Here is a 13820-nt window from a genome sequence, read left to right as displayed (position 1 = left end):
ACTGGCAAAAAACTCCACAGACATCCCACACACGAGGAGTGCAGGACATCCACAAAACCAATGCCACAAAAAATGGCATCAGACAATCCATCAACACACTATCGAGTTCTCAAAGAACACACACCCGCTGATACGTCCCCTTCTAAGAGGCGTTCATCTGCGAGCTGATGTTCAGAAGTGTTGCTCTCGTCTCCGAGGCAACTCTTCTAGCCTACCCGGTCGGATTCCGGTGCGCAAGTCTTTGCGTCCCGGATCCCTGGCCGGCTCCGCAATGTTCCGAAACGGCTAGGTTCGGACACTCTGCTTCTGCCCGGTTCCTGTCGGCTCCGGGAAGTTGCTCTCTGCGGTGCGTCGATTAAGTTACACAGACGAGAACAACGCGTCAAATCGCCTGGTCAGAGGACTACGCGTGCTCCAGCGAAACTCTTCTTGCCTCGGCGGATCACCAACCAGCGACCGTGTAGTAGATCGCCTGCCTCCGGCCGCCAATCCGCGTCGCTCATCTTCACGTTGTTGACGTATGCGCCGCCTTCACCGATCGCACGGCGCGCCGCCTTGTTGCTCTCGGACAAACCCGTGTCGACGAGCAGTTCCACCAGTGTGGGGCTCGTTCCCGCGTAATCGGCGACCGTGGTCTCACCCACGGCCGCGGCGAGCGTGCCCTCATCGAGATCAGCCAACTCAGCCCTACCGAACAGAGCCTGACTGGCCAATTCGGCGGCGGCGGTATGCGCGGCGCCGTGGATCAGCGTGGTCATCTCCGCGGCCAGACGCTTTTGCGCGAGCCGGAGCTGCGGCGTTTCCTCGGTAGCCCGCGCGAGGTCGTCGATCTCGTCTCGTCCGAGGAAGGTGAACCACCGCAGGTACCGCACCACGTCGGCGTCTGCGGTGTTCACGAAGTACTGATACCAGGCATATGGGCTGGTCAGCTCCGGGTCCAGCCACAGGCTGCCGCCGCCGGTGGACTTCCCGAACTTCTTGCCGTCCGACGACGTGACGAGTGGCACCGTCATCCCGTGCAGTGACGTCGCGTCCAGTCGGCGCGCGAGATCGACACCGCCGACGATGTTTCCCCATTGATCGGAACCACCGACCTGGAGTACACATCCGTGCCTGCGGTTGAGTTCCACGAAGTCATTGGACTGCAGCAGCAGGTAGCTGAACTCGGCGTAGCTCATTCCGTCCGACTCGAGCCGGCGCTTGACGGTGTCGCGAGCCAGCATCACATTGACGGAGAAGTGCTTGCCCAGGTCCCGGAGGAACTCGACGGCACTGAGCTGTTGAGTCCAGTCGAGGTTGTTGACCACCAATGCGCCGGTGGGCGAGTCGTCAATGCTCACGAACCGGCGCAGCTGTCCGCCGATCCGGTCGGCCCAGTCGGCCACGGTGTCAGGTGCGTTCATCGCGCGTTCGCCGACATCGCGTGGGTCACCGATGAGTCCGGTCGCGCCACCGGCCAGCACGATCGGTCGATGCCCCGCCTCCTGGAACCGGCGCAGCGTGAGCAGTGGGACGAGGTGTCCGGCGTGCAGGCTCGATGCCGTCGGGTCGAATCCGGCATACAGGGTGATCGGTCCGCGCGCGATCTCAGCGCGGAGATCGTCGAGGTCGGTCGACTGCGCGATCAGGCCACGCCACTCGAGTTCGGAGAGGATGTCGGTCGTCGGCCGGTCAGACGTCTCGGTACTCACGACTCGATCCTGTCACCTGGGCGGTCCGTCGCGATCACCTACCCACAGGTCAGACAGACCCGGATGCGTCGCCGGTGATCCGGGCGTGTTCGTCGTCGGCCACGGCACGCGCCTCGTCGGCGAGCATGACCGGGATGCCGTCGGAATCGATCCGGTAGGCCACCCGCAGCCGTGGGTTGTACAACTCATCGCCGGCATCGAGCAGCGGACCACGATCCTGCGGGCACACCAGCCGCTCCCGCGTGATCGGATCGATGGATTCGGCTCGTGTCGCCATGTCCGCGCAGTCCCCTCGTCGTTCACCGTGTACTAGGGCTTCACTCTATCGCCCGCCGCGCTGACCTCAGTGATCACTGGCAGCCGGGGCGTTGCCACCGGCGCCGGCTTGTACCGACCACCCCATCGTCGCCGCCGCCGACCGCGTGTACCTGCGATAACGCCCCTCGCTGTCCCGGTACCACACCTTCGAGCCCGGTCGCGGTAGACCGCGTTGCGCGAAGCCGGACGACAGTGGGCGGTAGGCGTCGGAGACGGGAATCTCATCGACCAGGTGGATCAGATGGGGACGCTGTTCGGCGACGAATTCGCCGAGGGCAATGCGCAATTGGGTCACGGTCAAGGATTCCGCCGGGTGATCTGCGCGTAGCGTCAACGCGGCTACCGCCACTTGCCGGCCCGGCGCACCGACTCCATAGGCAACCGCTTGATCGACCGGTTCCATTTGCGACAGGATCGCCTCGATCGGCGGGATGAACACCGGGCCGTCGGAGGTTCGGATGATGTTGTCCAGCGACCCCAGGAACCACAGATCGTCATCGACGTCGCGGACGAACAGATGTCCGGAAACCTCCCACCGGTCCTGAGGGGTGAAGACGTCGCGTAGCACTGTCGCCGAAGTGTCGAATCGATGCCGGGCGCGGGCCAGAAGCAGCCCAGGCTCGCCCACCGCAGCCTTGCGGACGAAACCATGGTCATCGATCACGAGCCGATCGGCGGCGAGGTCATAGGCCGCCACCTCCAGCGGGTTCGTCTCCGGCAGCGGACGCCCCATCGACCCGACCTTGTTCGCGGACACGTTGGCGAGAATCGCCGAGCCGTCCGCGGTGGCGAAGAACTCCAGCACGCGTGCGCGGGGGAAATGCTCCATGACGTCGTCCCACAGTCCCACCGGCATTCCCGAACCCATGAACAGCCGGATCGGGTTGTGCTGGTTGATGCGGAACCCTTCGGCGCGCACGATCTCCCGCATCATCGTCCACGTGTAGGAGACCACGGTGATCCCGTAGCGGTTGACCTCGGCGGTGAAGGTGTCAGGATCTATTCCGTTGGACAGCGCGATCCGTGACCGCCCCACCACGGTGGCGCCGAGCGTGGTGAGCAGGCCGGATGCGTGATGTAGCGGCGGCAGGCAGTACACGGTGTCACGATCGGTGAGACCCGCCGCCGATGCCGCTCCGAATGCCGACTGCGCGAACCGATGGTTGGTCACCGGCCACGGAGCCAACTGACCCGCGCTGCGGGTGAACAGGATGAACGCGAGGTCACCGGCCAGACCGGGGTCCGGTCGATACCACGTGGGCATCACCACTTCGGCGGGATCGATCTGTTCCATGTCGATCACCGATGTGCCGTCCGCCTCGGAGATCGACCGCGACCCGCCACTGCCGCCACCGAGCACCAACACCCGGTCGCACACACCGGACGCCTCCGACAGATGTCCTGGGTCGGTGACCACGACCGAAGCGTCGGCCAGCCGCAGCATCTCCCGCATGTCGCCATCGGCGGCGAGCATGACGGCGACCGCGCCGAGTCGTGACAAGGCCGCCACCACCACCAGCGCACTGGGGCGCGTCTCCATCAGCACGCCGATGTGCTGGCCCGGCCGCACCCCGCAAGACACGAGGCCGGCGACCACGTTGTCGATTCGCGTGTTGACGTCCGCATGGGAAAGCACACGGTTCTCGAACAGGAACAGTTCCTGCTCGGGTGCACGCTTGCAGTTCTCCGACATCAACTTTCCGAGCGAGATCCGGGTACCCGACTGGATCTGGCCGAGCCGGAACAGGCGCGGCACGGTGCGCACCGATTCCTGTGCCACTGCCCGCGTGGTGCGCTGCAGCGAGTTGGCCATCACCAGCAGTTCGCGCGAGACGCCACCGCCGGCGTCTGCCAGTGAGCCGAGCCCGTGGGTGATCCGCGACGACAGGCTCACGCCCGAGCCGTGCGGATCATCGTCGTCGGTCATGTCCTCGACGAGCGGCGGACGTTCGCCGAGTCCGGCTTGCCACAATACCCAGTCCGAGGTGGTCGGCCAGGTATGTGCCCCTGCGGTACTACCCACCACCAAACCGAAATGTCCGACCGGTACGCGGGACTCGAAGACGGCGGCAGCCGGTGCCGCGCGGCGTATTCCACGTACCGCCTGAGGCTGACCGATGTCGTCGGCCTCACCTACGAAAGCCAGTACCGGGCAAGTGATCTCGGTGAGTGAAACCAGGTCTCCATTGATCACGAACCCACCCGACATCATCCGGTTGTGCACCACGAACTGCCGGAGTAGTTCCGCGACCGCCGGGCCCGACCACGCGACCCACCCCTCGGCCTCGATGAAGCGCCGCTGGTCCTCCCGCGGCAGCAACGCGTCCCGGTTGTGTAGTTTGCGCAGAAAGTCGATCCGGCTGCGCGCGGTCTTCACCGGGTCGACCAGCTGGAATCCGGCTCGAGCCATCCAGCCGGGTACCCACAGACGGTTGAACACCTTGTCGGCGAGGATCTCGGCACTCGGGACCACCAGGGCCGGCGGCAGCCCGAGCGGCAGCGCCGCGAGCACATCGACCGGACTACCGAAGGTGATCAGGCTCGCGATGCCCGTGGACTGGCGATACGCCGCGGTCTGATACGCGAACATGCCACCTTGCGAGTAACCCGCGAGATGGACGTCTTTCCCACTGGACTCGATGATCAGGTCGATGGCACGGCTCACGGCCACGATGTGGTCGGCGAGGGTCCGCTCCATGCCGCCCTCTTCGGAGTCCGGTGAGCCGAAGTCGATCACGAACGGGGTGATCCCCGCCCGTTGCAGCACCGAGACCGCACCATTGTGTTCGGTCACGTCATAGACGTTGGCCGACACCATCATCGGCGGGACGAGCAGAATCTGCGGTCCGGTGCTGGGGGTGTCCGGGAAATACCGGCGGAGCCGGAACATCTTCGATGTCTCCACCACGTTGAACGGCGCCGGCTCGGTTCCGGTGTCGAGTCCGCCGAAACGCAGCACCTCGAGGCCGTTCTGCGCGGTGGCGAGAACCCGGTCCACCGCGGCGCCGACGTCGGGCAATGCGGGTAGGCCCACCATGACGTCGTTCCCCTCCCGTAGTCGTTCACGTGATGCACGTCACTGTACCGACCTCCCCGCGGGCGGCGTCATCAGCGTACTCAGATGGTTGGCGTCTCCACGCCTCTCGACCATTCGGCGCGCCGCCGGGCCACGTCGGCGCGGACATCGGACAACTGACGGGCGACCTGAACCGAGGCCGTCCCGCCCTGGGCGTTGCGTGATTCGATGGAACCCCGGACGGTCAACACTTCACGCACCTCCGGCCGGAGATCGGGGCTGATCGACGCGAGCGTGGCATCGTCGAGATCGGCCAGGCCGACTCCGCGCTCCTCGGCGGCACGAACACTCGCACCGGCCACCTCGTGCGCTACCCGGAACGGAATTCCTTGGCGCACCATCCATTCAGCGATGTCGGTGGCCAGGGTGAAACCAGCCGGGGCGAGTTCGGCCATGCGGTCGGTGTGAAACTCCAGCGTCGCGACCAGGCCGGTGATCGCCGGTAGCAGCAGGTCCAACTGGGCCACCGAGTCGAATACCGGCTCCTTGTCCTCCTGAAGATCGCGGTTGTAGGCCAACGGTTGGGCCTTCAGCGTCGCGAGCAGACCGGTTAGGTTTCCGATGAGCCTGCCGGACTTGCCGCGAGTGAGTTCGGCGACATCCGGGTTCTTCTTCTGCGGCATGATCGAACTGCCCGTCGACCAGGCGTCAGCAAGCGTCACATACCCGAATTCCGGTGTGCTCCACAGGATGATCTCTTCGGACAGCCGGGACAGATCGACCCCGATCATCGCCAAAACGAAGGCTCCCTCAGCGGCGAAATCGCGCGACGAGGTGGCATCGATGGAGTTCTCGGCCGCGCGGTCGAACCCCAGGTCCGTCGCGATCGCCGCCGGATCCAGTCCCAGTGATGACCCGGCCAGCGCGCCGGAACCATACGGCGACACCGCGGTTCGCCGGTCTGCGTCGGCCAGCCGATCGATGTCGCGGAGCAATGGGTGCGCGTGTGCGAGCAGATGATGCGCCAGCAGAACCGGTTGCGCGGCCTGCAGATGCGTCTTACCCGGCATCACCGCGTCCGGGTGCGACTCGGCCTGGTCGGCCAGGGCGTCGACGACATCGAGCAAGCCAAGGGCCACACGACGCATCGCGGCGCGCAGCCACATCCGGAACAGCGTGGCAACCTGATCGTTGCGTGAACGACCGGCGCGCAGACGCCCGCCGAGCTCCGGCCCGACCCGCTCGATCAGCCCGCGCTCGAGCGCTCCGTGCACGTCCTCATCACTCTGTGCTGGGACAAAGGTGCCGTCGGCGACGTCGGCGGCGAGCTGCGACAACCCGGCGAGCATCGCCGAACGGTCCGCGTCGCTGAGCAGGCCGGCGCGATGCAGGACCCGCGCATGCGCCATCGACGCCTCGATGTCGAAAGGTGCCAGCGCCCAATCGAAGTGGGTGGACTTACTCAGGGCGGCCATGGCGGCGGCGGGTCCGTCGGCGAACCGACCGCCCCACAGCGAGCCCTCGTTGGTGCCGTGCGAGCTCACAGGTCGAGATCTCGCTTGGCCGCGATCTTCGAGGACAGTCCGTGCAGCTCGACGAATCCGCGTGCGGCGGACTGGTCGAAGCTGTCGCCCTCGTCGTAGGTGGCGAGGTTGAAGTCGTAGAGCGACTCACCACTGCGCCGGCCGGTGACCGCGATGTGCCCGCCGTGCAGGACGAGGCGGATGTCGCCGCTGACGTGCTCCTGGGTGGAGGCGACGAAAGCGTCCAACGACCGCTTCAACGGAGAGAACCACAGTCCGTCATAGACCAGTTCGGCCCACTTCTGGTCGGTGTGCCGCTTGTAGCGGCCCAGCTCTCGTTCCAACGTCACATGTTCGAGTTCCTCGTGGGCGCGGATCAGCACCATGGCGCCGGGGGCCTCGTAGACCTCACGGCTCTTGATGCCCACCAGTCGGTCCTCGACGACGTCGAGACGGCCGACACCCTGTGCACCGGCGCGGCGATTGAGTTCCTGGATGGCCTCGAGGACACTGACCGGACGGCCGTCGATGGCGACCGGGCGACCTTTCTCGAAGGTGATGATGACCTCGTCGGGCGAGTTCCAGTTGATGGTCGGGTCGTCGGTGTAGTCGTAGACGTCCTTGGTGGGCGCGTTCCACAGGTCCTCGAGGAACCCGGTCTCCACTGCTCGGCCCCACACGTTCTGGTCGATAGAGAACGGCGACTTCTTGGTGACGTTGATCGGGATGTCGTTCTCCTCGGCGAAGCTGATCGCCTTCTCACGCGTCCACGCGTAGTCGCGGACCGGTGCCAGGACCTGCAGGTCGGGAGCCAGGGTGGCGAAACCCACCTCGAAACGCACCTGATCGTTGCCCTTGCCGGTGCATCCGTGGGCCACGACGGTGCCGCCGTGATTGCGGGCGGCGGTGACGAGGTGCTTGGCGATCAGCGGGCGCGAGATCGCCGAGACCAACGGATAACGATCCATGTAGAGCGCATTGGAGTTGATCGTCGCCAGGCAGTACTCGTCTGCGAACTCGTCGCGTGCGTCGACGACGACGGCCTCCACCGCACCGCAGTCCAGCGCACGTTGACGGACGACATCCATGTCCTCGCCGCCCTGACCGAGGTCGAGGGCAACCGCGACGACCTCCTTGCCGGTCTCCTTGCCGATCCAGCTGATCGCGACCGAGGTGTCGAGACCTCCCGAGTACGCGAGTACGACGCGTTCCGCCATGTGTTGTCTCCTCTGTGTGCTGCGCGCCGGCGCGGGCGTCCTCCCGCTCGTGGCGCGTTGTGAGTTGATTGTTCTCTTGTGGGCTGTGGCGCGTGGCCACTATCTGAAGCTGTCGGGAACGGGCCGCGTGGTTACACGAGGCCCTCGATTCGTCGGGCGAGTTCGGCACCGTCGATCGGTTCCCGGGCCACCACGAAGATGGTGTCATCCCCGGCGATCGTGCCCACCACGTCGGGTAGGCTCGCGCGGTCGATGGCGCTGGCGAGGTAATGGGCGGCGCCGGGCGGGGTCCGCAGCACAGCCAGATTGCCACTGGAGTCGGTGGACACGAGCAACTCCGCCAGCAGTCGGGAGAGACGGTCGGTACCGCCGAAGACGCCGCGCACCGGCGACCCGTCCTCTGGGACCACGTAGCGACCGATGCCGCCGTCGGCGCCGCGTAACTTGATCGCACCGAGTTCGTCCAGATCCCGGGAGAGCGTCGCCTGGGTGGCCTCGATGCCCTGGTCGGCGAGCAGGTGCTGCAATTCGGCTTGGCTGCGTACCTGGTGGGCGGCCAACAGATCGACGATGCGCGCGTGCCGTCCGGCCTTGGTCGCCGCCAGCCGGGTCTCGCCCGCGGTGAGGCGGGACGAGGGGGCTGCCGACCGGGCCGTGGGAGTGCGTTCTGCGGTCATCACTGCCTCAACAACCAGACCAGCAGCGCCTTCTGGGCGTGCAGCCGGTTCTCCGCCTCATCGATGACCACGCTGGCCGGGCCATCGATCACGGCGTCGGTGATCTCCTCGCCGCGGTGTGCGGGCAGGCAGTGCAGCACGATGGCGCCGGGGTCAGCTTGTGCCAGCAGCTCGTCGTTGATCTGGTACGGCCGGAAGGGTCCTTTGCGATCCTTCCCGTCGGTCTCCTGACCCATCGATGTCCAGGTGTCGGTGACCAGCACATCTGCGCCGGCCACCGCGGTCGCCGGGTCGGCGACGACCCGCACCGAGCCGCCGGCCTGCTCGGCACGCGCCCGAACCGCCTCCAGCACCTCGGCTGCCGGCTCGAAACCGGTTGGCGCACTGATGGTCACATGCATCCCCGCGGTGACGCCACCGAGTGCCAGCGAATGGGCCATGTTGTTTGCGCCGTCGCCGAGGTAGGTCATCGCCAAGCCGGCGGGTGGCCCCTTGCGTTCGATGATGGTCTGCAGATCCGCGAGTACCTGGCACGGATGGAAGGTGTCCGACAACGCGTTGATCACCGGCACCGTCGCCGTGGATGCCATCGCCTCGAGGCGGTCCTGACCGAAGGTCCGCCACACGATCGCATCGACGAATCGCGAGAGCACCCGCCCGGTGTCCTCGATGGTCTCGTCACGCCCCAGTTGGGTGGTGGTGCCGTCGACGACGACAGCGTGCCCGCCGAGCTGCGCTATCCCCATTTCGAAGGAGAAGCGGGTACGGGTCGAGTTCTTGTCGAAGATCACCCCCACCCCGCGCGGCCCCTCGAGGGGCCGCTGTGCGAACGGCGATGCCTTGAGCTCGGCGGCCAGAGCCAACACCTCGGCCTGCTCCGCCGGCGACAGGTCGTCGTCACGCAGAAAGTGCCTCGTCATGCCTTCTCCCCCTGCTCGTCTGCGGCCGCCTGGTCCAGGATCGCGGGCAAAGCGGCGACGAAGCCTGCCCCCTGTTCTTCGGTGAGGATCAGCGGTGGCGCCAACCGCAGTACATCCGGCGCGGGCGCGTTGATCAGGAATCCCGCGTCACGCGCGGCCCTCTCGGCCCGCGCGGCGAGCGGGTTGCGCAGCACGACACCGAGCAGCAGACCCGCCCCGCGCACATGGGACACCTGTGGATGATCGAGTTCCTCGATGCCCGTCGCGATCGATTTGCCCACCGCGGCCACCTGATCGACGAGCCCCTCTTCCTCGATGACCCGCAGAACCGCAAGCGCCGCAGCCGTACACGTCGGATTCCCACCGAAGGTGGTGCCGTGCTGGCCCGGCTCGAACAGGTCGGCGGCGCGACCGGTGGCAATGCAGGCCCCGATCGGCAACCCGCCGCCGAGCCCCTTCGCCAGGGTCATCACGTCGGGTACCACGCCTGCGGACTGGTGGGCGAAGAACGCGCCGGTACGTGCGATTCCGGTCTGCACCTCGTCGAAGATCAGCAGCGCTCCGCGTTCGGAGGTGATCCGCCGCGCTTCGGCGAGGAAACCGTTGGGCGGCACCACGACACCACTTTCCCCGAGAATGGGTTCGAGGATGACCGCCGCGGTGCGGTCGGTGACCGCGGCGTCGAGCGCCGCGACATCTCCGTAGGGGACGAACCGCACACCGGGCGGCATGGGCTCGAACGGAGCACGTTTCGCCGGCTGACCGGTCATCGCGAGCGCACCCATGGTGCGACCGTGGAAGGCCCGCTCGGCGGCGATGATCTCCGGCCTACCGGTCAGCCGGGCGAGCTTGAACGCCGCCTCGTTCGCCTCGGTGCCCGAGTTGCAGAAGAACACGCGACCGGAATGGCCGAACTTGTCGAGCAGGCGCTCGGCCAGTTCCACTGCGGGCGCACTGACGTAGAGGTTGGAGACGTGCCCCAGGGTCTGCATCTGAGTGGTGACGGCGTCGATCAGGGCCGGGTGGGCATGTCCGAGTGCATTGACCGCGATCCCGCCGAGCAGATCAAGGTACTCCTTGCCGTCGGCGTCGCGCACCACGGCACCGGACCCACTGGTCAACGCGATCGCCGGGGTGCCGTAGTTGTTCATCAGTGCGGCCGACCACCGCTGCTGCAACGGTTCTGTCATGCGAGTTCCCCCTCGTTGTCGGCGGTCACGGTGGTGCCGGTCGAGCTCTCGGTCAGGAGTTGGGCGATCACCGAATGCGGTACGCGCCCGTCGATCACGTGGGCCGCCCGCACCCCTCCGGTGACGGCTCGCAGGCAGGCCTCCATCTTCGGCACCATTCCAGCGTCGAGTGATCCCAGCAGCGCCGCGAGGCGGTCGGTGCCGATCTGCGCGACCAGCGACGTACGGTCTGGCCAGTCGGTGTAAAGGCCCTCGATGTCGGTCAGCACCACCAGCCGCGACGCGCCTAGCGCCTCCGCGAGCGCACCCGCGGCGGTGTCGGCGTTGATGTTGTGCACCACTCCGTCACGATCCGGGGCGATGGTGGACACCACCGGAATCCGGCCGGCGGCCACGAGATCGAGCACCGCCGAGGTGTTGACCGAGGTGATGTCGCCGACGAGACCGATGTCGGTCGCGACACCATCCACCCGCACGGTTCGCCGGGTCGCGGTGAACAAGTGCGCGTCCTCGCCGGTGATACCGACCGCGTACGGGCCATGCGAGTTGATCAGGCCGACGAGTTCACGTCCGACCTGTCCGAACAACACCATCCGGGCGACGTCCATCACCTCGGGAGTGGTGACGCGGAACCCGCCGCGGAACTCACCCTCGAGGCCGAGTCGCTTGAGCATCGCCGAGATCTGCGGTCCCCCGCCATGCACCACGACAGGATGAATTCCACAGGCGCGCAACAACACCATGTCTGCGGCAAAGGCACATTTGAGGTCGTCGTCGACCATCGCGTTGCCGCCGTACTTGACCACCACGGTCGCACCGTGGAGTGACTGCAGTGCCGGCAACGACTCGGCGAGCACCATCGCCTTGTCGAGAGCGCTCAGCTCTGATTTCCCGCTCATGACGAATACGCCGAATTCTCTTCGACGTACGCGTGCGAGAGGTCGGTGGTGCGGATACTGGCCGACGCGTCTCCCTGCCCGAGTTCGATGCGGACCGCGATGTCCTCACCCGACAGGTCGACATCGCGTGCGCCGGCCACTCCACAGCCGGCCTCGCAGACCGGGGTCCCGTTGAACGACACCGCGATCCGGTCCGGGTCGATCGTCACCGATGCGATGCCCACTGCAGCCAGCACGCGACCCCAGTTGGGGTCGGATCCGAACAGCGCCGTCTTGACCAGGGAATCCCGTGCGACGCTCCGCCCGACCGTCACGGCGTCGTCCTCGGTCCGGGCGCCGGCCACGGTGATCACGATGCGCTTGGTGACGCCCTCGGCGTCGGCCATCAGCTGCGCGGCCAGGTCGTCGCACACGGCGAGTACCGCGGCGTCGAGATCGGCCTGGTCGACCGGTATCTGGCTGGCCCCGGAACTCAGCAGCAACACGGTGTCGTTGGTGGAGCACGAGCCGTCGACGTCGAGTCGGTCAAATGTCAGTGCGGTAGCGCGACGCAACGCGGCGTCGAGTTGCTCGGCACCGACCTGTGCGTCGGTGGTGAGCACACACAGCATGGTGGCCAGCGAGGGCGCGAGCATGCCCGCCCCCTTCGCCATGCCGCCGACGTTGAATCCCTGCGGATGATGCAGGGCAGCCTGTTTCGGAACGGTGTCGGTGGTCATGATCGCGTGCGCGGCGTCGGTTCCGCCGGACAGTCCCCCGCCCATCTCGTGCACGATCTCGGTGACCCCGCCCAGCACACGATCCATCGGCAGCCGATCACCGATCAGTCCGGTGGAGCACACCGCAACCTCGACGGCACCGGTCTCGGTCCCCCAGTTGCTGAGCGCATCGGCGACCGCCTCGGCTGTTGCGTGAGTGTCCTGGAAGCCACCCGGGCCGGTACAGGCGTTGGCGCCGCCGGAGTTGAGGACGACGGCACGCAACCGGCCGGCGGTGAGCACCTGTCGGCTCCACAGCACCGGCGCCGCCTGCACCTGATTGCGGGTGAAGACTCCGGCCGCGGCGTACTCCGGTCCCTCGTTGAAGACCAGCGCGAGGTCCGGAGCGCCGGAAGCCTTGATGCCGGCGGCGATTCCCGCCGCCCGGAATCCCAACGGCGCGGTGACACCCTGCGCCCGCACGAGGCGGGGCGCGTCGAGCGGGGCTCCCGGAGTGATCCGATCGTCTGCGGTCACGGTGCCACCCCCACGGTGCTCAGACCCTCGGCCTCATCCCAGCCGAGCGCGAGGTTCATCGATTGGACTGCTGCGCCGCCGGTGCCCTTGGTCAGGTTGTCGATGGCGCCCACCGCAACCAGCGTCTGGGCTCGCTCGTCGACGGTGACCGCCAGCTGGACGGCGTTGCCACCCATCACCGATCCTGTGCTCGGCAGTGCGCCTTCGGGCAGTAGATGCACGAATGTCTCGTCACCGTAGGCCTTCTCGTAAGCGGCCCGCACCTCAGCAGTCGACGCGGAGGTGCGCGCGGTGCAGGTGGCGAGGATACCTCGCGCCATCGGCGCCAACACCGGGGTGAACGACACGGTGACCGGCGTGCCGGCCGCCTCCGACAACGCCTGAGAGATCTCGGGGGTGTGCCGATGGACGCCACCCACGCCATACGCCCGTGCCGAGCCGATGACCTCCGAGGCGAGCAGATCCACCTTGGGGGACCGGCCGGCGCCCGACGCCCCGGTCACCGCGACCACCGTGACATGCGGGTCCACCAGACCGGCTGCGATGGCCGGCCGCAACGCCAGAATCGACACGGTGGGATAGCAGCCCGGGACCGCGATCCGCGAGGCGTCGCGCAGTCGGTCACGGTTGCCGGGCAGTTCGGGCAGACCGTATGGCCAGGTCCCGGCATGTTCGCTGCCGTAGTAGTCGAGCCAGTCCTGCGCGTTCTGCAACCGATGATCGGCGCCGCAATCGATGATGAGCGTCGACGGCGGCAAGGCATCGGCGATCTCGCCGGACGTACCGTGCGGCAGACCGAGGAACACGACGTCGTGACCGGCGAGCACCTCGGGGGTGGTGTCCTCAAGGATCCGGTCGGCCAGCGGCAACAGGTGCGGATGCAGGGATCCCAGCGTGCTACCGGCGTTGCCCCCGGCGGTCAGTGCACCGATCTCGAGGTCCCCGGTGCGCAGGCGCGGATGCCCGCAGAGAAGCCGAAGGATCTCACCACCCGCATAGCCGCTCGCACCGGCGACTGCCACCCTGATCGTCATATGATGATTATGCACGCTGATGCAAATCAATTCAGCGGCGGGGTCTCGATACGCCGGCTCGCTTCGCTCGCGCGGCTACTCGACCAGCAGAAAGGGCCAG

At 66.8% G+C, this 13820-nt stretch carries 11 protein-coding genes; all 11 read right to left on the bottom strand.

The window, feature by feature from the left end; all coding sequences use genetic code 11:
• Positions 1 to 395: 395 nt before the first annotated feature.
• The 11 genes from tyrS to argC all read right to left on the bottom strand — a co-directional run bounded on the left by tyrS (position 396) and on the right by argC (position 13720).
• Entirely contained in the window at positions 396 to 1691 is a 1296-nt protein-coding gene (gene tyrS, locus OSB52_RS07980) for a tyrosine--tRNA ligase (protein ID WP_266061132.1), read from the bottom strand.
• Between the two features lie 49 nt (positions 1692 to 1740).
• Positions 1741 to 1968 (bottom strand): Trm112 family protein, encoded by a 228-nt coding sequence (locus OSB52_RS07975; RefSeq protein WP_235723056.1) that lies wholly within the window; start codon positions 1966 to 1968, stop codon positions 1741 to 1743.
• A 66-nt stretch (positions 1969 to 2034) separates the two neighbouring features.
• The gene (locus OSB52_RS07970; RefSeq protein WP_266061131.1) at positions 2035 to 5046 is read right to left on the bottom strand and encodes an AMP-binding protein; all 3012 of its coding nucleotides are present in this window, start codon (positions 5044 to 5046) and stop codon (positions 2035 to 2037) included.
• An 80-nt stretch (positions 5047 to 5126) separates the two neighbouring features.
• A complete protein-coding gene (gene argH, locus OSB52_RS07965) occupies positions 5127 to 6569 on the bottom strand; it encodes an argininosuccinate lyase (protein WP_266061130.1) in 1443 nt (480 codons plus the stop codon).
• Positions 6566 to 7765 (bottom strand): argininosuccinate synthase, encoded by a 1200-nt coding sequence (locus tag OSB52_RS07960; RefSeq protein WP_235723059.1) that lies wholly within the window; start codon positions 7763 to 7765, stop codon positions 6566 to 6568. The genes argH and OSB52_RS07960 overlap by 4 nt, the downstream gene beginning before the upstream one ends.
• A gap of 131 nt (positions 7766 to 7896) precedes the next feature.
• Complete coding sequence (locus OSB52_RS07955) at positions 7897 to 8442, bottom strand: arginine repressor (protein WP_235723060.1); 546 nt, start codon at positions 8440 to 8442, stop codon at positions 7897 to 7899.
• Positions 8442 to 9362 (bottom strand): ornithine carbamoyltransferase, encoded by a 921-nt coding sequence (gene argF, locus OSB52_RS07950; RefSeq protein WP_235723061.1) that lies wholly within the window; start codon positions 9360 to 9362, stop codon positions 8442 to 8444. The genes OSB52_RS07955 and argF overlap by 1 nt, the downstream gene beginning before the upstream one ends.
• Complete coding sequence (locus tag OSB52_RS07945) at positions 9359 to 10552, bottom strand: acetylornithine transaminase (protein WP_266061129.1); 1194 nt, start codon at positions 10550 to 10552, stop codon at positions 9359 to 9361. Before OSB52_RS07945 ends, argF begins: the two co-directional genes overlap by 4 nt.
• The gene (argB, locus tag OSB52_RS07940; protein WP_235723063.1) at positions 10549 to 11451 is read right to left on the bottom strand and encodes an acetylglutamate kinase; all 903 of its coding nucleotides are present in this window, start codon (positions 11449 to 11451) and stop codon (positions 10549 to 10551) included. Before argB ends, OSB52_RS07945 begins: the two co-directional genes overlap by 4 nt.
• Positions 11448 to 12686, bottom strand: coding sequence for a bifunctional glutamate N-acetyltransferase/amino-acid acetyltransferase ArgJ (gene argJ / locus OSB52_RS07935; RefSeq protein WP_266061128.1), 1239 nt, complete (start codon positions 12684 to 12686; stop codon positions 11448 to 11450). The genes argB and argJ overlap by 4 nt, the downstream gene beginning before the upstream one ends.
• On the bottom strand, positions 12683 to 13720 hold the full coding sequence (gene argC / locus OSB52_RS07930) for an N-acetyl-gamma-glutamyl-phosphate reductase (protein ID WP_235723065.1): 1038 nt from the start codon (positions 13718 to 13720) through the stop codon (positions 12683 to 12685). Before argC ends, argJ begins: the two co-directional genes overlap by 4 nt.
• Between the last annotated feature and the right edge of the window lie 100 nt (positions 13721 to 13820).

Origin of the sequence: Gordonia aquimaris, assembly GCF_026262595.1 — a bacterium.
Classification (GTDB): domain Bacteria; phylum Actinomycetota; class Actinomycetes; order Mycobacteriales; family Mycobacteriaceae; genus Gordonia; species Gordonia tangerina.
The sequence above is the reverse complement of the archived record's forward strand: the minus strand, read 5'-3'. Positions and strand labels throughout refer to the sequence as shown.

Excerpts from the sequence above, each read along its gene's own strand:
- argC (WP_235723065.1), bottom strand. The coding sequence starts at position 13,720 with ATGACGATCAGGGTGGCAGTCGCCGGTGCGAGCGGCTATGCGGGTGGT.
- argB (WP_235723063.1), bottom strand. The coding sequence starts at position 11,451 with ATGAGCGGGAAATCAGAGCTGAGCGCTCTCGACAAGGCGATGGTGCTC.
- OSB52_RS07960 (WP_235723059.1), bottom strand. The coding sequence starts at position 7,765 with ATGGCGGAACGCGTCGTACTCGCGTACTCGGGAGGTCTCGACACCTCG.
- OSB52_RS07955 (WP_235723060.1), bottom strand. The coding sequence starts at position 8,442 with ATGACCGCAGAACGCACTCCCACGGCCCGGTCGGCAGCCCCCTCGTCC.
- OSB52_RS07975 (WP_235723056.1), bottom strand. The coding sequence starts at position 1,968 with ATGGCGACACGAGCCGAATCCATCGATCCGATCACGCGGGAGCGGCTG.
- argF (WP_235723061.1), bottom strand. The coding sequence starts at position 9,362 with ATGACGAGGCACTTTCTGCGTGACGACGACCTGTCGCCGGCGGAGCAG.
- OSB52_RS07970 (WP_266061131.1), bottom strand. The coding sequence starts at position 5,046 with ATGGTGGGCCTACCCGCATTGCCCGACGTCGGCGCCGCGGTGGACCGG.
- OSB52_RS07945 (WP_266061129.1), bottom strand. The coding sequence starts at position 10,552 with ATGACAGAACCGTTGCAGCAGCGGTGGTCGGCCGCACTGATGAACAAC.